The 18,091-nt window shown below is 63.1% G+C and carries 17 protein-coding genes; 6 read left to right on the top strand and 11 right to left on the bottom strand.

Features of this window, described 5'->3' with window-relative positions:
- Positions 1-122 precede the first annotated feature (122 nt).
- The 3 genes from NKH12_RS14900 to gcvA form a co-directional block, all read right to left on the bottom strand.
- On the bottom strand, positions 123-1,598 hold the full coding sequence (locus NKH12_RS14900) for a hypothetical protein (protein WP_352953819.1): 1,476 nt from the start codon (positions 1,596-1,598) through the stop codon (positions 123-125).
- A gap of 195 nt (positions 1,599-1,793) precedes the next feature.
- On the bottom strand, positions 1,794-3,098 hold the full coding sequence (pncB, locus tag NKH12_RS14895) for a nicotinate phosphoribosyltransferase (RefSeq protein WP_352953818.1): 1,305 nt from the start codon (positions 3,096-3,098) through the stop codon (positions 1,794-1,796).
- A gap of 215 nt (positions 3,099-3,313) precedes the next feature.
- Positions 3,314-4,288, bottom strand: coding sequence for a transcriptional regulator GcvA (gene gcvA / locus NKH12_RS14890; RefSeq protein ID WP_095517536.1), 975 nt, complete (start codon positions 4,286-4,288; stop codon positions 3,314-3,316).
- Between the two features lie 235 nt (positions 4,289-4,523).
- On the opposite strand from gcvA, the gene speB reads away from it, so the two are divergent.
- From speB to NKH12_RS14865, 5 genes are all read left to right on the top strand, one after another.
- The gene (speB, locus tag NKH12_RS14885) at positions 4,524-5,585 is read left to right on the top strand and encodes an agmatinase (protein WP_352953817.1); all 1,062 of its coding nucleotides are present in this window, start codon (positions 4,524-4,526) and stop codon (positions 5,583-5,585) included.
- A gap of 87 nt (positions 5,586-5,672) precedes the next feature.
- Entirely contained in the window at positions 5,673-6,476 is an 804-nt protein-coding gene (locus NKH12_RS14880) for a transporter substrate-binding domain-containing protein (RefSeq protein WP_352953816.1), read from the top strand.
- Between the two features lie 19 nt (positions 6,477-6,495).
- Complete coding sequence (locus NKH12_RS14875) at positions 6,496-7,164, top strand: amino acid ABC transporter permease (protein ID WP_352953815.1); 669 nt, start codon at positions 6,496-6,498, stop codon at positions 7,162-7,164.
- Positions 7,161-7,808, top strand: coding sequence for an amino acid ABC transporter permease (locus tag NKH12_RS14870; protein WP_352953814.1), 648 nt, complete (start codon positions 7,161-7,163; stop codon positions 7,806-7,808). Before NKH12_RS14875 ends, NKH12_RS14870 begins: the two co-directional genes overlap by 4 nt.
- Before the next feature lie 77 nt (positions 7,809-7,885).
- Entirely contained in the window at positions 7,886-8,251 is a 366-nt protein-coding gene (locus NKH12_RS14865; RefSeq protein WP_352953854.1) for a hypothetical protein, read from the top strand.
- Between the two features lie 40 nt (positions 8,252-8,291).
- Here NKH12_RS14865 and NKH12_RS14860 read toward each other — a convergent pair whose 3' ends face one another.
- Positions 8,292-9,695, bottom strand: a complete 1,404-nt coding sequence (locus tag NKH12_RS14860; protein WP_352953813.1) for an MATE family efflux transporter — start codon at positions 9,693-9,695, stop codon at positions 8,292-8,294.
- A 244-nt stretch (positions 9,696-9,939) separates the two neighbouring features.
- On the opposite strand from NKH12_RS14860, the gene NKH12_RS14855 reads away from it, so the two are divergent.
- Positions 9,940-10,518, top strand: coding sequence for a histidine phosphatase family protein (locus NKH12_RS14855; protein ID WP_352953812.1), 579 nt, complete (start codon positions 9,940-9,942; stop codon positions 10,516-10,518).
- 26 nt (positions 10,519-10,544) lie between these two features.
- On the opposite strand, the gene NKH12_RS14850 is transcribed toward NKH12_RS14855, so the two are convergent.
- The 7 genes from NKH12_RS14850 to NKH12_RS14820 form a co-directional block, all read right to left on the bottom strand.
- Positions 10,545-12,131, bottom strand: a complete 1,587-nt coding sequence (locus NKH12_RS14850) for an FGGY-family carbohydrate kinase (RefSeq protein WP_352953811.1) — start codon at positions 12,129-12,131, stop codon at positions 10,545-10,547.
- Complete coding sequence (locus NKH12_RS14845) at positions 12,128-12,811, bottom strand: HAD family hydrolase (RefSeq protein WP_352953810.1); 684 nt, start codon at positions 12,809-12,811, stop codon at positions 12,128-12,130. Before NKH12_RS14845 ends, NKH12_RS14850 begins: the two co-directional genes overlap by 4 nt.
- Before the next feature lie 41 nt (positions 12,812-12,852).
- Positions 12,853-14,331 carry a mannitol dehydrogenase family protein gene (locus NKH12_RS14840; RefSeq protein WP_352953809.1) on the bottom strand — a complete coding sequence of 493 codons (1,479 nt, stop codon included), beginning with the start codon at positions 14,329-14,331 and terminating at the stop codon, positions 12,853-12,855.
- A gap of 71 nt (positions 14,332-14,402) precedes the next feature.
- Complete coding sequence (locus NKH12_RS14835; RefSeq protein ID WP_352953808.1) at positions 14,403-15,173, bottom strand: L-iditol 2-dehydrogenase; 771 nt, start codon at positions 15,171-15,173, stop codon at positions 14,403-14,405.
- A complete protein-coding gene (locus NKH12_RS14830) occupies positions 15,170-16,174 on the bottom strand; it encodes an ABC transporter ATP-binding protein (RefSeq protein WP_352953807.1) in 1,005 nt (334 codons plus the stop codon). The genes NKH12_RS14835 and NKH12_RS14830 overlap by 4 nt, the downstream gene beginning before the upstream one ends.
- A 50-nt stretch (positions 16,175-16,224) precedes the next feature.
- On the bottom strand, positions 16,225-17,049 hold the full coding sequence (locus NKH12_RS14825) for a carbohydrate ABC transporter permease (RefSeq protein WP_352953806.1): 825 nt from the start codon (positions 17,047-17,049) through the stop codon (positions 16,225-16,227).
- 11 nt (positions 17,050-17,060) lie between these two features.
- A complete protein-coding gene (locus NKH12_RS14820; protein WP_352953805.1) occupies positions 17,061-17,933 on the bottom strand; it encodes a carbohydrate ABC transporter permease in 873 nt (290 codons plus the stop codon).
- Positions 17,934-18,091: the final 158 nt, after the last annotated feature.

Raw genomic sequence — 18,091 nt, 5'->3', positions numbered from 1 at the left:
AGGCGGGCCACTCTGGTAGGAGTGCCGAAATTGCATGTGTACAAACTAAATCATCAAAGCCCTGATGTGGCAAGCGGGCTTTCCCTAGGGATCAATCGACGCCGTCGAACCGGGCTTTTGTCTCATCCGGCCGCCGGCGTGGCAAGCAGCCACAGGCCGAAGACCGTATAGGCGATCATCAGCACGGTGAGCGGAAATTGGCTGAGCGCGGCGCGAGCGGGAACCGGGTGCAATCGCCAGGCGAGGCCATGGGCGATGAGCACGGCGAGCATGTGGCCTATGATGATGACGCCGGCCTGGATATTCCACAGCCACCATGCCGAGCCGGCGCCGGCGGCGACGCCGGCTTCGATCTGCATGCCGGCGGTGCCGAACAGGTTCCAGCCCAGCGCGAACGGGTCGGAAAGCGCAGCCATGGCGTATTGGCCGTCGACAAGCAGCGCGGTCAGATAGTGCGCGACATGGTAGGCGAGCGCGATCGGCACGATCGACCAGACCAGCAGCCCTGCGGCTCGACCGAGAGAATGCGGGCTGCCGGCAAGACGCTGGCCGAGGACAATGGCAAGGACGAACGCGGCAGCGAGCAAGACGAACGTTAGCACCAGCCCGAGACTGCCGATGCCGACCACCGCCGTGCGGCCCGGAAATTCCAGTGGATTGAGGCCGAACAGGCCGAGCCAAAAGAAGGTTTTCGACAGGCCGTCGAAGGAGACCGACGACAGCGCAAGCAGCAGGAAAACAATGCCGCTGAGCGACAGCGGCGCGGCATCGCTGAGCTTGGCGCCCGGCCAGCACAGGCTGAGCCGACCACCTTCTTTGCGCCCACCTTCATTGCGCTTGTCTTCATTGCGCTCGAGGAGGGCGAAGCGCGCCACCATAGCGAAGAAGACGGTCAGGAACTCACCGCGCCGGCTCCATCCGCGGTAGCCGAACACCAGCATGGCGGCAAAACTCAGCAGCCAATAGAGGCCGGCAGCCCAGGCGAGCCGCCCCGGGTCGTCGGGCGCCGGGTCGATCAGCTCGAACCAGGCGAAGGCGAAGAACAGCACGACGGCCGGCCAGCAGCCGAGCCACGGAGGCGGGCGCCATGTCTGCCGCTTGCCGAACAGGCTGGAAACGACATACCAAGGCCCGTACCAGGGGTTCAGCCATGACCAGAGATTGCCGAGCAGCCCCTGCAGCAAAACCAGCCCAACCCAGAGCAGCGTCCAGATGGCCAGGGGCAGCGGGTTGGAAAGCGGATCGCGGCTGCCGAACAAGCCGGCCGCAATAAGAATTGCAAAGCCGGCAAAGGATATCAGGCTGGCGATTGCCCGTGCGCCGTCGCCGAATGCGAAAAGCGGCAGGCGCCGCCGCCAGAAGCGGGCAGGAAAGTCTGAGGGCACCGGTGCCAGGATAAGGAAACTGGCGGCGACCGCGAGCGCACCGCCGGCGACGTAGTAGCCGGTGGGCAGAAGCAGGACGTGGCCGCGATCGGAGGCATGGGCGAAGGCGGGGGTGGGCGATGCGATGAAAGCCGAACAGATGAAAGCTCCCGTCCAGAAAGAATATGCTCGCCCGCAGTGATCCTTCGCACCCCCCTCTGTCCTGCCGGACATCTCCCCCGCAAGGGGGGAGATTGGCTGGCATGCCGGCTTTCGCCAATCTTCGACGTTGCAGGAAGGGCGCCGTTCGAACGAACTGCCGATCTCCCCCCCCTGCGGGGGAGATGTCCGGCAGGACAGAGGGGGGTGGGCGGGAACTCACGCTATCCGAGATTTCCCTTTTGGCGAGGCGAAACCATTCGCAGCCCCTCACACCTTAACCAGCTGCTCCACGCGGTCTTTCTCGCCAAATATACGCAAATAGCGTTCGATCTCTTTCTCGTCGCCGGTGGCCTTGGCCGGATTGTCTGAGAGCTTGACCGCTGGGCGGCCATTGGCTTCGGTGACCTTGCAGACCAGCGAGATGGCGTCGAGCCGGTTGGTGTCGGTCGGCGCGCAACCTTCGAAATCATTGGTCAGGTTGGTGCCCCAGCCGAACGACATGCGCACCTTGCCGTGGAAATGGCGGTAGGTCTCCTCGATGGTCTCGACCTCGAGCCCGTCGGAGAAAATCAGCAGCTTCTGTCTGGGGTCCTTGCCCTTTCCGCGCCACCAAGAAAGGATCTTTTCGCCGCCTTCGATCGGCGGTGCGCTGTCGGGGCGGAAGCCGGTCCAGTCGGCGATCCAGTCCGGCGCGTCACGCAGGAACGCCGCGGTGCCGAAGGTGTCCGGCAGCACGATCAGCAAATTGCCGCCATAGTAGCGCTGCCAGTCCTGCAGCACCTTGTAGGGCGACTGTTTCAATTCCTTTTCCGAATTGGCGAGCGCGGCGAACACCATCGGCAGTTCATGCGCGTTGGTGCCGAGCGCTTCGAGGTCGTTGTCCATGGCGAGCAGCACGTTGGACGTACCGGTGAAAGCCTCACCGATGCCTTCCTTGAGCGCTTCGACGCACCAGCGCTGCCACAGGAAGGAATGACGGCGGCGGGTGCCGAAGTCGGAAATGCGGATATCGGGCAGCGCTTTCAGCCGCTCGGTTTTGGCCCACATCTTGGCCTTGGCGCGGGCATAGAGCACGTCGAGCGCAAACGGCCCGAACGCCCGCATGGCCGCGCGAGATCGAAGTTCATTGATAATTGCCAGCGCCGGGATCTCCCACAGCGTCGTGTACATCCACGGACCGCTGAAGCTCAATTCGTACTGGCCATCGCGCTTGGAAAGCTCGTATTCCGGCAACTGGAAATTTTCGAGCCAGGCGAGGAATTCCGGTTCGAAAATCTGCTTGCGGCCATAGAAAGTGTTGCCGCCGAGCCAGATCATCTCCTTCTTGGAAAAGCGCAAGGTGCGGGCATGGTCGAGCTGATCACGCAGCTCCGTCTCATCGATCTCGTCGGCAAGGCGGACCGAGGTGGTGCGGTTGATCAGCGAGAAGGTGGCGTCGACCTTGGGATACATGCCCCAGATCATCTGCAGCATCAGCAGCTTGTAGAAATCGGTGTCGAGCAGGCTGCGGACGATCGGGTCGAGCTTCCAGGTGTGGTTGTAGACGCGCCGCGCTATATCGGTCTTAGTCATGTCTCGATGCCGCCTTCACTGCTCGCTCTAGCTTTTTTTGTTTAGGGCAATTCCCTAGGGAAAGCGCTATGCGCTTTTCCCGGGAAAACCGCTGCACACTGGAATTGCACCAAATGCCTCTTAGCATTGAATTTTTGAATGCGCCTCCCGCTTTGCGGGCTGGCCCGACAAAAAGAAAACCCTGCGGCAAGTACGCGGCTTCGGCAATTTCGGCCTCAGGACGCGGTCTTGGCGCCGATCACTCGCAGCGCCGGGCGCTTCCTGCGGATGCCGATGCGGCCCGCCACCGGCGCATCGGCGCGGCCGTCGGCCTGCTCCTTCTCGGCAAACAGCCAGTCGATGAACAGCTGCACGATCGGCGCCGACCTCATCTCGTTGCGGCAGACGACGTAGAAATCGTCGACCGCCGGCACCGACAGGCTGAACGGCGCGACGAGCAGTCCCCTGGCGAGCAGTCCGCTTGCGGTCACCGTATCGCCGAGCGCCACGCCATGGCCGTGAACCGCGGCCTCGCTCGCCATGCGCGCGTCGCCGAGATGATGGCGGCGGCCGCGCTCCAGATCCAGCGCATCGGCGGCGGCCAGCCAGGTGTGCCACTCGCGGCCGTCGTCGCCATGCAGGAAGACGTGGTCGGCGAGATCGCGCACGGTGCGGATCGGACGGTTGTTGATCAGCGTCGGGCTGACCACCGGGAACAGTTCGAGACCCGACCATTTGCGCATCCAGCAATCGGTCCAGCTGCCGTCGCCATAGTGCACGCAGACGTCGATATGCGGTGCACGGATGTCCTTGGCGTCGTTGGATGGGATCAGCGTCAGCCTGATATCTGGATATTGCGAGGTGAAGCTGCCGAGCCGCGGGATCATCCACAGCAGCAGCAGCGCCGGCACGCAGGACACCGAGAGGGCGCCGGTGCTCGCCGGCCTCGTCATGCGTTGCGTGGCGGCAGCGATGCCGTCGAAGGCGGTCGACACCGCCGGCAGCAATTCGGCGCCGTGCGGCGTTAGCTTCACCCGCTGGCCGGCGCGCTCGAACAGCTTGACGCCAAGCGACTGTTCGAGCGCCTTGATCTGATGACTGATGGCGCCGTGGGTGACGTTGAGCTCAGCCGCCGCTTTGGTCAGCGAGGCATGGCGCGCCGTCGCCTCGAAGGCGCGCAATGGATTCAGGGGAGGCAGACGCTTGGCCATCGGAGCCTCGAAGGGTCACGATTCCCGAAAAGTTGAACCCGGCTTCGGATAAGATCGTGCTCAATATTAATGTGAGATTTTCTCACAGCAAAGACCCTAACAATATCAATTGATTTTTCAATGCAGCTGCAAGACACTTTGGGTCGAACAGCTTCAAGACGTGAAATCCGCAGGCAACCGGCAGGATGGCGACCGTCATTGATGGCCGCAATGCACCAGGCCATGGAGGACCGACATGGGTTATGATCGCGGCAAGCTCGAAGCGTTGCGCCGCAAATATGGCGAGAGCCATGGCGGCGAGATGTTCGACCCCAAATTCCGGCGCGTCGCCGACAAGATCTTCTCCAAGAGCGGCACGCGGCTGGCGCCCTATTCCGGCATCCCGACCTTCCTCGCTGCGCCCTACCGGGAAATTGCCGCCGACAATCCGGATTTCGGCGACCTGCAGGTGGCGATGATCGGCGTGCCGATGGACCTTGGCGTGACCAACCGGCCCGGCGCCCGCTTCGGGCCAAGGGCGCTGCGCGCCATCGAGCGCATCGGTCCCTACAACCATGTGCTGGAATGCGCGCCGACGCACGAGCTGAAGGTGGCCGATATCGGCGACGTGCCGTTCCAGAGCCGCTATCGGCTGGAGACCAGCCATGACGATATCGAGCGTCGCACCAACCAGATCGTCGATGCGGGCGTTATCCCGCTATCGGTCGGCGGCGATCATTCGATCAGCCACCCGATCCTGAAGGCTGTCGGCAAAAAGGCGCCGGTCGGCATGATCCATATCGACGCCCACTGCGATACCAGCGGCCTGTTCGATATGACTAAGTTCCACCATGGCGGGCCGTTCCGCAACGCGGTGCTGGACGGCGTGCTCGACCCGTCGCGCACCATCCAGATCGGCATTCGCGGTTCAGCCGAATATCTGTGGGAGTTCACCTACGAATCCGGCATGACCGTGGTCCATGCCGAAGAGGTGACCGGCCTCGGCATCCCCGCCATCATTGCGAAAGCGCGCCAGATCGTCGGCGATGGCCCGACCTATGTGTCCTTCGACATCGACAGCATCGACCCGGCCTTCGCGCCGGGCACCGGCACGCCGGAAGTAGGCGGCCTGACCACGCGGGAAGTGCTTGAACTCCTGCGCGGCCTGAAGGGGCTCAACATCGTCGGCGGCGACGTCGTCGAGGTGGCGCCGCAATATGACGCAACCACCAACACGGCCCATGCCGGCGCGCAGGTGCTGTTCGAGATCCTCAGCCTGATGGTCTTCAGCCCGGCGATCTCAGGCAACAAAGCCTGACGCATTAGACAAGAACTTCCAAGGCGACCGCCGCACTGGAGCCGGCGGCCGCATTCAAAACAAACAAGCTTCCAGCAGGGAACGACAATGACACTTCATATGAAGCTCAAATCATCCATCGCCGGCGTGCTGCTGCTCGCCGGCCTCGGTCTTGCCACCCAGACCGCCAATGCCGACGCGGTCGACGACATCACCAAGGCCGGCGCCATCAATGTCGGCATTTTCTCCGACTTCCCGCCCTTCTCCTCGGCCAGCGCCGATATGAGCATCAAGGGCTATGACATCGACGTGGCGCAGTTCATCGCCGACCAGCTCAAGGTCAAGCTCAACCTGGTCAGCGTGACCGGCCAGAACCGCATTCCGTATCTTACCGACAAGCGCGTCGATGTCCTGATGAGCGTCGGCTACTCCAAGGAGCGTGAGCAGGTGATCGATTTCGCCGCCGCCTATGCGCCCTACTATATCGCCGTTATCGGCCCGGCCGCGCTCAAGGTCGAAGGCAAGGACGACCTCGCCGACAAGTCGATCGCCGTCAACCGCGGCACGCTGGAGGATACGTCGCTGACCGAGGCAGCACCCGCCTCGGCCGACATCCGCCGCTTCGACAACTACAATTCCGTCATCCAGGCCTTCATCTCGGGTCAGACCCAGCTGATGGTCGTCGGCAACGATGTCGGCGCCCAGGTGCTCGCCCGCCAGGAGGCGCTGAAGCCAGAACAAAAGTTCCAGCTTCTCACGTCGCCGTCGCATATCGGCCTCAACAAGAACGAGGACCGCCTGAAGCAAGCGGTCAACGACGCGGTCGCCAAGATGCTGGCCGACGGCAAGTTGGACGAAAGCTCGAAGGCCTGGCTCAAAACACCGCTCAATCCCGACAATCTCAAGGATTGATCTCCGGTAAGGACCTATCATGGGCTACAGCCTCGACTTCGGCTGGCTTGCCGATGCGATGGGTGCGATCACACGTGGAGCGGCCACGACGGTCCTTTTGATCGTCGTGACCACGCTCGCGGGGACGTTCCTCAGCATCCTCGGCGCGGCAGGGCGGCGAAACGGTCCCCTGCTGCTCAAGCGGGCGATCGGCATCTATGTCGAAATTATCAGGAACACGCCATTCCTGGTGCAGCTGTTCTTCATCTTCTTCGGGCTGCCCAGCATCGGCATAAGGCTCGATCCGCTGCTGGCCGCCATGCTGGCAATGACGCTCAACATGGCGGCCTACACGATCGAGATCGTCGGCGCCGGGCTCGACGCGGTGCCGCGCGGGCAGACGGAAGCAGCACTGGCCCTCGGGCTGCGGCCACGTCAGGTGTTCGTCAAGATCGTGCTGCCGCAGGCGCTCAAGGTGATCTTTCCGGCGCTGACCAGCCAGATCATCATCATGATGCTGGAGTCAGCCGTGGTGTCGCAGATCGCGGTGCGCGAACTGACCTACGAGGCCGACATGCTGCAGGCGCGCACCTTCCGTGCTTTTGAGACCTATTTCGTGGTGACGATGGTCTATCTCGTCCTGTCGATGGGGCTGCGCCGGCTGCTGGTCAGCGGCGGCCGCCGCGCTCTGGGAGCCGGCGTGTCATGATCGAATTCACCTTCTGGGATATCGTCCGAAACCTTGTGCTCGCCGCGCGCTGGACGGTGCTTCTGTCGCTGGCCGCCTTCGTCGGCGGCGGTGTGGTCGGCATGGTCGTGCTGTTCTTCAGGATCGCCAAGAATAAATGGGCGCGGCGGCTGGCGTCGGGCTACATCGCGCTTTTCCAGGGAACGCCGCTGCTCATGCAGCTCTTCCTGATGTTCTTCGGCCTGCCGATGCTGGGCTTGCGCATCGAACCGTGGACCGCCGCAGCACTTGGCCTCACCTTCTTCGCCAGCGCCTATCTCGCCGAAATCTGGCGCGGCGGCGTCGATGCGCTGCCGCGCGGCCAGTGGGATGCCGGCGCCAGCCTCGGCCTCCACTATCTGCAAGAACTGAGGCTGATCATCCTGCCGCAGGCGTTCTCGATCACCCGCGCGCCGACCGTCGGTTTCCTGGTGCAGCTGATCAAGTCGACCGCGCTGACCTCGATCATCGGTTTCGAGGAACTGGTCAGGACATCCAACGCGATCAACAACGCGACCTTCGAACCCTTCACCGTCTATGGGCTGGTGGCGCTGATCTTCTTCATCATGTGCTTCCCGCTGACGCAGTACGCACGCTCGCTTGAACGACGGGCGGCTACAAACTAGGAAGCTGCCTCGGAGCTACCTCCTTGTTAGAAGAAAAGTTCTGTGTACTCTCACAATGCTTTATCAAGGGCTTGGGGATGAGAATTGCAATGTTCGTCGCGTTGGCCGCGACAGCGGCTGGATGCGCGACCTCTCCGGTCGACTATGGAGCGTCGCTTTCGAAGCAAGACCGGAAATGGGCGTCGCCGGAATGCCAGCAAGCCCGCATGGAGGCTTCGGAGTACGATGCTCGCGAAAAAAAGCAGCCGGGCTGGGGAACCGGCGTCTTTCTTGGCCCCTACGGATTAGGGCTCGCAGCAGCCATCAAGGAGCACCAGCAGAAGCAACGAAAATTGTTCGCTCGCGCGGTGCACTCGCGGTGCTCAAGCCTTCCAGTGCCAAAGGAGTTGCAAAGCGACTTAAGCCCACAGGCCGCGAGTGCAAATCAGACGGAATATCCATAGACGTCACGACCCCGCCCTACTCGTGAGGAAGCCGCTTTCATCAATGTCCAAAGGAGAGCGGCGGCGCGATCCTGTCCCGCCGCAGCCAGCGTGCCAGAAGCAGCGCCGCCACCACCGCCAGCCCCAACGACAGGCCGATCCAGATGCCGACGCCGTCGAGGCCGGAATAGAAGGCGAGCAGCACGCCGAGCGGCAGGCCGATGCCCCAATAGCCGATCGCCGCATAGATCATCGGCACCTTGGTGTCGTGCAGGCCGCGCAGCATGCCGGCGGCCACCGCTTGTGCGCCGTCGAAAATCTGGAACAGCGCGGCAAAAGCCAGGAACGACACGGCAAGCCCGATCACCCTGGCATTGGCCGGGTCACCGAGATCGATGAAGGCGCTGATCAGCAGTTGCGGCCACAGGATCATCACCAGCCCCATCAGCGCCATGAACGAGACGCCGATGACAAAGGCGGTCCAGCCGGCGCGGGAAACCCCTTCCGGATTGCCGGCGCCATGAGCGAGCCCGACGCGCACCGTCGCCGCCTGGTTGAGGCCGAGCGGCACCATGAAGCTGACCGAGGCGATCTGGATGGCGATGGCATGCGCCGCGAGCGAGGCCGCGTCGATCAGGCCCATGAGAAGGGCTGCGGCGTTGAAGATCGTCACCTCGAAGGCGAGGAGGCCGGCGATCGGCAGGCCGAGCCGCAGCAACCCCTTGAAGCGCGGCCAATCGGCCCGCCAGAAGCGCCCGAACAGGTGGTAGCGGCGAAACTTCGGCTCAAGCATCACCACAGCCGCCAGGCCGGCGAACATCAGCGTGCTGGACAGCGTGGTAGCGAGGCCGGAGCCGGCGATGCCCATCGAAGGGGCGCCGAGATTGCCGAACATGAACACCCAGTTGAAGAAGACATTGCAGGCGACGGCAACGAAGACGATGACCAGCGCCCAACCCGGCCGCTCCAGCGCCGAGATGAACGAGCGCAGGACGATATAGCCGTAGAAGGGCAGTACCGCCCATTCGAGCCAGCGCAGGTAGATGCCGGCCTGATGCGCCAGCGCCGGCTCCTGGCCCATGGCCAGCAACACGGCCTCGCCGTACCAGAGAAATATCCAGATCGGGATTGAGATGAGGATCGCCAGCCACAGGCCCTGCCGCACGGTGCGGCGCAGATCGCGCACCGAGTGGCGACGGCGGCCGAGTTCCGTGGCGATCATCGGCGAGGTCGCCAGCATCAGGCCAAGCCCGAAGATCAGCGGCATGAAATAGAGGTTGGCGCCGAGCGCGCCGCTGGCCAGCGTGTCCGGACCCAGCCGCCCCATCATCATGACATCGGTGGCGGTCATCGCGGTCTGGCCGAGATTGGTGAGCACCATCGGCCAGGCGAGCGCCAGCGTCGCCCTGATTTCCTGACGCCAAAGATTTTCCGGCGCGCGAGCGCCGGCTTCGATCGCAGACATTTTTTCGCCTATCCGATTGCGGCGCGTCGGCTAAAAAGCCGGAAGCCACGTCTCAGCGCGGAAAATGGCCGTGATCGGCCCGGATTCCGCATTAACAGCACGGCTTGTCTACGAAATGGGCAGCTATGACAAGAGGCTGGCTCAGAGGAAGAGTTGAGCCAGAGAGCGCAGAAGCCGCTATGATTGTGTCGTTGGCCGATCTGAAGAGCGGGCATCACATCGGATTCCATCGAAAGGCATGAGGATGAGCGCGTTTCCTGAAATCTACCTAGTCCGGCATGGCGAGACGGAATGGAGCGCGTCTGGAAAGCACACCGGGCGGACCGACATACCGTTGACACCTGCCGGCGAGGAGGCCGCCGGGCGGGTCGCTGAGCGGTTGCAGGGCCTTTCGTTCCAGGCCGTCTGGTCGAGCCCGTCGCAGCGCGCCTTCAAGACTTGTACGCTGGCCGGCTTCGGTTCGGCCGGCGTGAGAAAGGCCGATCTGGCGGAATGGAATTACGGCGCTTACGAGGGGCTGACCACAAAGCAGATCCGCATCGAACGGCCCGGCTGGCGTCTCTTTCGCGACGGCTGCCCTGACGGCGAGGCGGCAGACGACGTCGGCGCAAGGGCGGATCGGATCGTTGACGAGCTGCGTGACGTCAACGGCAACGTCCTGGTGTTTTCAAGCTCGCATTTCCTGAGGGTGCTGGCCGCGCGCTGGCTCGGCCTGCCGCCGCAAGATGGCGCTCTGTTCGTGCTGGATACCGCCAGCATAAGCGTACTCGGCTACGACCACGACCTCAGCGAACCAATCATCCGGCGGTGGAATCAGAGATAGCAGACGCATTGCAGGCTTGTTCGCGCCTATCGGATCGCGTCCAGCGCCTGTCTCTGCCGGTGCATTTCCAAAAACACCCGATAGTCGCGGTCGAACCGGCCGGCAGCCGCCGGATTGGGCTCCCGCGTCTTGCCGCCTTGCTGCATCGCGATGCATGCAGTGTTGAGATTGGGGAAAAGCCCGGCGGCGGTGGCGGCGATCATGCCGGTGCCGAGCAGCACCGCCTCGTCGGCCAGCGGCTCGACCACAGTGCAGCCGGTGGCATCGGCATAAAGCTCCATCAGCAGCGGGTTCTTGGTGTGACCGCCGGTGACATGCAGCGTGTCGATCAGATAACCGTTCTCGTTCAGTGCTTCCAGCACATGGCGCACGCCGAGCGCGACGCTTACGGCGGTGCGCCAATAGAGCTTGCACAGGCTGTCGAAGGAGGAATCCAGCGTCAGGCCGCTGATGACGCCAACCGCATGCGGATCGGCGAGCGGCGAGCGGTTGCCGTGGAAATCCGGCAGCACATGCAGCCTTCCCGCAAGATTCTCGCCCTCCATGGCGCGCAACTCGGCAACGCGCCGGGCGGTCCTCGCGTGCATGGCGGTGTCCGGCTCACCGCCGGCGCCATGCCAGCGGATGATATGGTCGAGCAGCGCGCCGGTGGCCGATTGGCCGCCTTCCGACAGCCACAGGCCGGGAAGCGCCGCACCATAATACGGGCCCCAGACGCCGGCAAAGGGTTGCGGGTCGGGCGACATCGCCATGACACAGCTCGAGGTGCCGGCGATCAGCGCCAGATGCCGGCCGATGTTGGTTTCGTCGCCGGCGAAGCCGCCGAGCACGCCGAGCGCGCCGGCATAGGCGTCGATGACGCCGGCGCCGACGCGGCATTGTTCGGTAAGACCAAGCTCAGTCGCAGCTTGCGCGCTCAGCCGGCCGATATCGGCGCCGACCGGGCTGGCCTTGTCAGGCAGATTGCCATGCTCAAAAAGATCGCCGAGCCCGACGGCTTGGAAGAAGTCGTGCCGCCAGCCGGTCTCTTCATGCGCCAGATAGGTCCATTTGGCAGTCAGCGTACATTGCGAGCGGGCGAGCGAACCGGTCGCTTTCCAACTAAGAAAGTCGGCGAGGTCGAATAGATAGCCGGCTTCGTTCCATGTTCCGGGCAGGTTGCGCTTCAGCCACATCAGCTTCGGCGTCTCCATTTCCGGCGACATGACGCCGCCGATATAGTCGAGCACGGCATGGCGGCTTTCGGTGCATTCATCGGCCTCGGCAATGGCGCGGTGATCGAGCCAGACGATGGTGTCCCAGCGCCTTTCGCCCGACAGCGATACGCTGAGCTGGCCACCATCCTTGCCGCGCACCACCAGCGAGCAGGTGGCGTCGAAAGAGATGCCGACAATGTCCTCAGCTGCCAGGCCGGCCTTTTCACGGGCGGCGCGCACGGCAATGCAGACCGCCGACCAGATATCCTGCGAATCGTGCTCGGCGTGATCGGCCTTCGGCCGGTTCATGACGATCGGGTGCTCGGCGCGACCGAGCAAGGTGCCTCTGGTGTCGAGAATGCCCGCACGGGCGCTCCCGGTGCCGACATCGACCGCGCAAACGAAACTTTTCGTCAAGATGTTCTTACTCTCGCTCCCAGGCCTGCAATCAGATCGGGCAATTGCAGCATGTCAGCGAATATAAAGTCCGGTTCACTCGACGCAAGCCGCGCTTTCAGTGCCGGGTTGCCCGCGTGCGAGCCGCCGGTGAAGGCAAGGACGCGCATGCCCGCCGCCCGTGCCGCCGCGACGCCGGCGGGGCTGTCCTCGACGACGAGACAATTTCGCGGGATTGCTCCCATTTTGGCAGCTGCGTAGAGAAACAGATCCGGCGCCGGCTTGCCCCGCGCCACCATGGCGGCGCTGAACAGATGCGGCTCGAACAGCCCGAGCAGCCCGGTGACCTCGAGCGCATAGCGGATACGCTCCAGCGTGCCGGAGGAAGCAACACAGCAGGGCATGGCGAGGCTCGGCAGAACCTGCCCGATGCCGGGGATCGGTTTCAGCTCCTCGCGAAATTTGCGCATCAGCTCGACGCGCATCTCGCTCAGGTGTTGGTCGGTGATATCAAGCCCGAAGTCGCGGCCGAGGATTTCGCGGACACTTTTCATGCTCTTGCCGAGGAAATGCTCATAGGCGGCGTCCTCGCTGACACTGCCGCCGGCGAGCGCGATCATGCCGAGCAGCGCCGAAACCGACAGCCCCTCGCTATCAACCAGCACGCCGTCGCAGTCGAAAATGACCAGGTCAGGCGTCATTGAGGGCCTTCATCGGCCGGGCCTCATGCGCTGAGCCGATCTTAGAGATTGCCGGCGAGATAGCGCGTCAGTGTCGCACGTGCACCGTCGGCCCAGAGCGCCTTGAGCGCATTGGCAAAGGCTTCGACAAACGGCGCCGAGCGGCCGACATCGCCATAGATGTCTTCCATGGCCAGCCAGACGGCAGGCGCATCCTTTGCCGCCCTGGCGGTCGTCTGTAGCCGGTCCCAACTCGGATCATTGGGTTCGATGACGGCGCCGGAATCTGTGGTGCCGAAGCAGTAGCGGCACCAGAGCGCCGATTCCAGCGCCAGGCCGGCGACGCCCTTGCCGGCCTTCAGCCGGTCGGCGATGGTCGGGATGATGAATTTCGGTTGCCGGTTGGAGCCGTCGAGGCAAAGCCTGCGGATGGTGTCGCCGATCTTCGGATTGGAGAAGCGGTGCTCGATGAGTTGATAATAGTCTTCCAGCACGGTGTCCGGCACCGGCGGCACGGTCGGGATGATCTCGTCGTGCTCCAGTTTTTCGAGAAAGCCGCGCACCAGCGGCTCCTGCATCGCCTCGTGGACGAAATGGATGTCCATCAGCCCGGCTGGATAGGCGATGGTCGCATGACCGCCATTGAGGATGCGGATCTTCATCAGCTCATAGGGCGCAACATCGCTGACGAACTGCACGCCGACTTTTTCCAGCGAAGGGCGGCCGTCGGTGAAATGATCCTCCAGCACCCATTGCCTGAACGGCTCGCAGAACACCGGCCAGTTGTCGTCGAGACCGAATTCGCTCGACAGAATGCCACGCTCGCGGTCGGTGGTGGCCGGCGTGATGCGGTCGACCATGCCGTTGGGAAAGGCGACTTCCTCGCTCACCCAGTTCGCCAGATCCTCGTCTATCAACCGCGCGAGACCGATGACGCCATCAGCGGTGACATGGCCGTTGTGGGGGATGTTGTCGCAGGACATGATCGTGAAGGGCACGATGCCGTCGTCGCGGCGGCGCATCAGCCCGGCAAGAATGATGCCGAAAACAGTCTTCGGCGTTGCTCCCGGCTGCGCATCGGCGACGATATCGGGATGGGTCGGATTGAACATTCCCGACGCCGGGTCGATGAAGTAGCCGCCCTCGGTGATGGTCAGCGAAACGATCTTGATCGCCGGATCGGCAAGCCGTTCGATGATCGCGGGCGCGTCACCCGGCGTCAGGAAGTCGATCATGACGCCGGTGACGCGGGCGCTCATGTGGCCAGAATCCTGCTCGACCACGGTGGTCAGCCAGTCCTGCTCCTGCAACTTGCCGCGGCCGACCTTTTCGCCCTCGAAGACGCCGGCGCCGACAATTGCCCAGTCGTGGCCGACGCCCGCATTGAACAGATCGTCGAGATAGACGGCCTGGTGCGAGCGATGGAAGTTGCCGACGCCGAAATGGACGATGCCGGCCTTGAGCGCCGCGCGATCATATTTCGGGCCGGCGACCTCAGGCGGAAGCTTGGCGAGGATGGAAGAAGAGAGTTTCACGGTCATCTGCTTTTATCCTTTGGCGGGACGGCTCTTCTCCCCGTGGAGGAGACGGGGAGAAGAGCGCCTTCGCCCCCTCAACTCATCCACTGGCCGCCATCGACATTGTAGGTCTGGGCGACAATGTATTCGGCGTCGTCGCTGGCCAGGAACACCGCCATGCCGGTGAGGTCTTGCGCCGTGCCCATGCGGCCGTAAGGCACCGCCTCTCCGACCAATCTCTTCTTCTCGCCCTTCGGCCGGTTCTCGTACTTGGCGAACAGGGCATCGACATGGTCCCAGTGCTCGCCGTCGACGACGCCCGGCGCGATGGCGTTGACGTTGATGCGGTGCTTGATCAGGTCGAGCCCGGCCGACTGGGTGAGTGAGATAACGGCGGCCTTGGTAGCGCAATAGACGGCGACCAGCGCCTCGCCGCGGCGCCCGGCCTGGCTCGCCATGTTGATGATCTTGCCGCCCCGACCAGCCGCGATCATCGAGCGGGCGGCGGCCTGCAGCATGAACAGCGTGCCGGCGACATTGACGGAAAACAATCTGTCATAGCTCGCCTTGCTGATCTCGACGATCGGCGCCAGGTCGAACAGAGCGGCGTTGTTGATCAGAATGTCCAGCCCGCCGGTCCTTGTCTCGACCGCCTTGACCGCCGCCTCGATCGAAGCGATGTCGGTGACGTCCAGTTTCACGGCGTAAGCGTTGCCGCCGATCTCCGAAGCCGTCTTTTCGGCGGCTTCGAGATTGATGTCGCCGATGGCGACCGTGGCGCCCTCGCGGACATAGGCTTCGGCGAACGCCCTGCCGATGCCGCGCGCCGATCCGGTGATCAGCGCCGATTTACCCTCGAGCCTCATTGCACCATCGCCTTTCCGTCGGCGCCGAAGCGGTGCAGCTTGGTCTTGTCCGGCGTCAGATAGATCGTGTCGCCGTGATGGGCGGCCAGTTCGCCGTCGGCGCGCACCGTCAGCGGCCCGACACCGTCGGCCTGCACGTGCAAAAACGTGTCGGAGCCGAGATGCTCGGCGACGCCGACCGTGGCTTTCCATTCGCCTGAAGTCGTCGAGATGTTCATATGCTCGGGACGGATGCCGACAGTCTTGGCGCCATGTTTGGCCGCCGGCCCACCTTCGATCAGGTTCATCTTCGGCGAACCGATGAAGCCGGCGACGAACAGGTTCTTCGGCGTCTTGTAGAGCTCCATCGGCGAGCCGACCTGTTCGATGTTGCCGGCATTGAGCACGACGATCTTGTCGGCCATGGTCATCGCCTCGACCTGGTCGTGGGTGACGTAGATCATCGTCGTCTTGAGCTGATGATGCAGCTCGCTGATCTCCAGCCGCATGGTGCCGCGCAGCGCAGCGTCGAGGTTGGACAAAGGTTCGTCGAACAGGAAGGCTGATGGCTGGCGCACGATGGCGCGGCCGATGGCGACGCGCTGGCGCTGACCGCCGGAGAGCTGGCCGGGGCGGCGATCGAGGTAGTTGGTGAGGTTCAGGATGCGCGCCGCGTCCTTCACCTTCCTGTCGATAGTCGCCTGGTCCTCCCCCGCCATCTTCAGCGGGAAGGCAATGTTCTTGGCAACGGTCATGTGCGGATAGAGCGCATAGGACTGGAACACCATGGCCAACTTGCGCTTGGCCGGCGCCTCGCCGGTGACGTCGCGGCCGTCGATGTTGATGGTGCCGGCGGTTGTGTCCTCCAACCCGGCGATCAGTCGCAACAACGTGGACTTGCCGCAGCCCGACGGGCCGACGAAGACGACGAACTCGCCGTTCTCGATGACCAGGTCGATGCCCGGAATGATGATCGTCGAGCCGAACGACTTGGAGACGTGCTTGAGCGTGATGTTTCCCATTGTTTCCTCCCCGAGGGGTTATTGTCGGTCGTTCACCGCTTGCGGTGCTGTTATTTCACGGCGCCAAAGGTCAGGCCGCGCACCAGCTGCTTCTGGCTGAACCAACCCATGATCAGGATCGGCGCGATCGCCAGTGTCGAGGCGGCGGAAAGCTTGGCCCAGAACAACCCTTGCGGGCTTGAGAAGGAACTGATGAAGGCGGTGAGCGGGGCGGCCTCGGTGGTGGTCAACCGGATGGTCCAGAACGCCTCGTTCCATGCCAGGATGATGTTGAGCAGCATCGTCGAGGCGATGCCCGGCACCGCCATCGGCGTCAGCACATAGACGATCTCGTTCCAGAGCGATGCGCCATCCATGCGCGCCGCTTCCAGGATCTCGCCTGGGATTTCGCGGAAGTAGGTGTAGAGCATCCACACCACGATCGGCAGGTTGATCAGCATCAGCATGATCATCAGACCGATGCGGCTGTCGAGCAATCCGGTATCGCGGAAGATCAGGTAGATCGGGAACAGCACGGCAACCGCCGGCATCATTTTGGTGGAAAGCATCCACATCAGGATGTCCTTGGTCCACTTGCCCGGCGAGAACGCCATCGACCAAGCCGCCGGTATGGCGACGAGCAAGGCCAGGATAGTCGAGCCGACCGACAGGAACACCGAGTTGAGGAAGAACTTGAAGTAGCCGCTCTGCGCCTCGACCGCCGTATAGCTCTCCGTGGTTCCCGACGGAAGCAGGTTGAAGCCCTGGATGGCCTCCTGCTCCGATTTGAACGAGGTGATGATCGTATAGAGGATCGGGAAGAAGATCAGCAGGGCGACGATCCAGGCGGCCGCGGTCGCGATCGTCTTGTGCTGGGTGCTGACTGCACGTGCCATCGTTTCCTCCCTTATTTATCCAGGTTCTTGCCGACCGCGCGCATGGCGAAGAAGGCGACGATGTTGGCGAGAATGACGGCGAGGATACCGCCGGCGGATGCCTGGCCGATTTTGAACTCCAGCAGTGCCTTCTGGTAGACGAGGAAGGGCAGGTTGGTGGAGGCGTAGCCCGGGCCGCCATTGGTGGTGACGAGGATCTCGGCATAGACCGACAGAAGGAAGATCGTCTGGATCAGGATGACGACGGTGATGGCGCGCGACATATGCGGCAGCGTCAAATAGATGAAGCGGCTGATGAAGCCGGCCCCGTCCATCTCGGCGGCTTCCTTCTGCTCGCCGTCGAGCGACTGCAGGGACGTCAAGAGGATCAATGTCGCAAACGGCAGCCACTGCCAGGCGACGATGATGATGATCGCCAGCATGGGATACTGCCCAAACCAGTCGATCGGCTGCCCGCCGAAGAAGCGCGCAATGTCGGCAAAGACGCCGTATTGCGGATGCATGATCATGTTCTTCCAGACAAGTGCGGCGACCGGCGGCATGACGAAGAACGGCGAGATGACGAGGATGCGGACGATGCCCTGTCCCCACATCGGCTGATCGATCAGCAGCGCCAGCAGGATGCCGCCGATCACCGTGATCAAAAGCACGCTGGCCACGAGGACAAGCGTGTTGAGGATCGACTGCAGGAATGCCGGATTGGAATAGAAAAGCGCGTAGTTCGAGAAGCCGACAAACCCGTCCCGGATCGGGTTGAGCGGATTGTACTGCTGGAAGGAGAACCACAGGGTGAATGCCAGCGGAACGATCATCCAGACGAACAGCAGCACCACGGATGGCGCCATCATGAAGCGGGCAAGCGAACGGGTCTGCTGAGTAGCCATGACGGTCACCCTTCAAGGTCAGCCAAAATTTTCAGGGTTGTGAAGGCGGCCGCCCCGCCGGTGCGCCGGGCGCCCCCCCCCCGCGCCCGGGATTGGGCCCGGCCAGACTCCCCCACGCGGGCCCGCAGGGGATAAACAGGCGCTTGTATACCAAAAAG

Source organism: Mesorhizobium sp. M1322 (assembly GCF_040318085.1).
GTDB lineage: Bacteria > Pseudomonadota > Alphaproteobacteria > Rhizobiales > Rhizobiaceae > Mesorhizobium.
Note: the sequence above shows the minus strand (reverse complement) of the source record. Positions and strands in the feature narration are given on the sequence as shown.

What these genes read in the sequence shown, in the direction of transcription:
- NKH12_RS14840 (WP_352953809.1), bottom strand. Translation starts at nt 14,331, where the DNA reads ATGACCGTGAAACTCTCTTCTTCCATCCTCGCCAAGCTTCCGCCTGAG.
- speB (WP_352953817.1), top strand. Translation starts at nt 4,524, where the DNA reads ATGGGTTATGATCGCGGCAAGCTCGAAGCGTTGCGCCGCAAATATGGC.
- NKH12_RS14870 (WP_352953814.1), top strand. Translation starts at nt 7,161, where the DNA reads ATGATCGAATTCACCTTCTGGGATATCGTCCGAAACCTTGTGCTCGCC.
- NKH12_RS14830 (WP_352953807.1), bottom strand. Translation starts at nt 16,174, where the DNA reads ATGGGAAACATCACGCTCAAGCACGTCTCCAAGTCGTTCGGCTCGACG.
- NKH12_RS14900 (WP_352953819.1), bottom strand. Translation starts at nt 1,598, where the DNA reads ATGTCCGGCAGGACAGAGGGGGGTGCGAAGGATCACTGCGGGCGAGCA.
- pncB (WP_352953818.1), bottom strand. Translation starts at nt 3,098, where the DNA reads ATGACTAAGACCGATATAGCGCGGCGCGTCTACAACCACACCTGGAAG.
- gcvA (WP_095517536.1), bottom strand. Translation starts at nt 4,288, where the DNA reads ATGGCCAAGCGTCTGCCTCCCCTGAATCCATTGCGCGCCTTCGAGGCG.
- NKH12_RS14835 (WP_352953808.1), bottom strand. Translation starts at nt 15,173, where the DNA reads ATGAGGCTCGAGGGTAAATCGGCGCTGATCACCGGATCGGCGCGCGGC.
- NKH12_RS14875 (WP_352953815.1), top strand. Translation starts at nt 6,496, where the DNA reads ATGGGCTACAGCCTCGACTTCGGCTGGCTTGCCGATGCGATGGGTGCG.
- NKH12_RS14825 (WP_352953806.1), bottom strand. Translation starts at nt 17,049, where the DNA reads ATGGCACGTGCAGTCAGCACCCAGCACAAGACGATCGCGACCGCGGCC.
- NKH12_RS14865 (WP_352953854.1), top strand. Translation starts at nt 7,886, where the DNA reads ATGAGAATTGCAATGTTCGTCGCGTTGGCCGCGACAGCGGCTGGATGC.
- NKH12_RS14855 (WP_352953812.1), top strand. Translation starts at nt 9,940, where the DNA reads ATGAGCGCGTTTCCTGAAATCTACCTAGTCCGGCATGGCGAGACGGAA.
- NKH12_RS14860 (WP_352953813.1), bottom strand. Translation starts at nt 9,695, where the DNA reads ATGTCTGCGATCGAAGCCGGCGCTCGCGCGCCGGAAAATCTTTGGCGT.
- NKH12_RS14845 (WP_352953810.1), bottom strand. Translation starts at nt 12,811, where the DNA reads ATGACGCCTGACCTGGTCATTTTCGACTGCGACGGCGTGCTGGTTGAT.
- NKH12_RS14820 (WP_352953805.1), bottom strand. Translation starts at nt 17,933, where the DNA reads ATGGCTACTCAGCAGACCCGTTCGCTTGCCCGCTTCATGATGGCGCCA.
- NKH12_RS14880 (WP_352953816.1), top strand. Translation starts at nt 5,673, where the DNA reads ATGACACTTCATATGAAGCTCAAATCATCCATCGCCGGCGTGCTGCTG.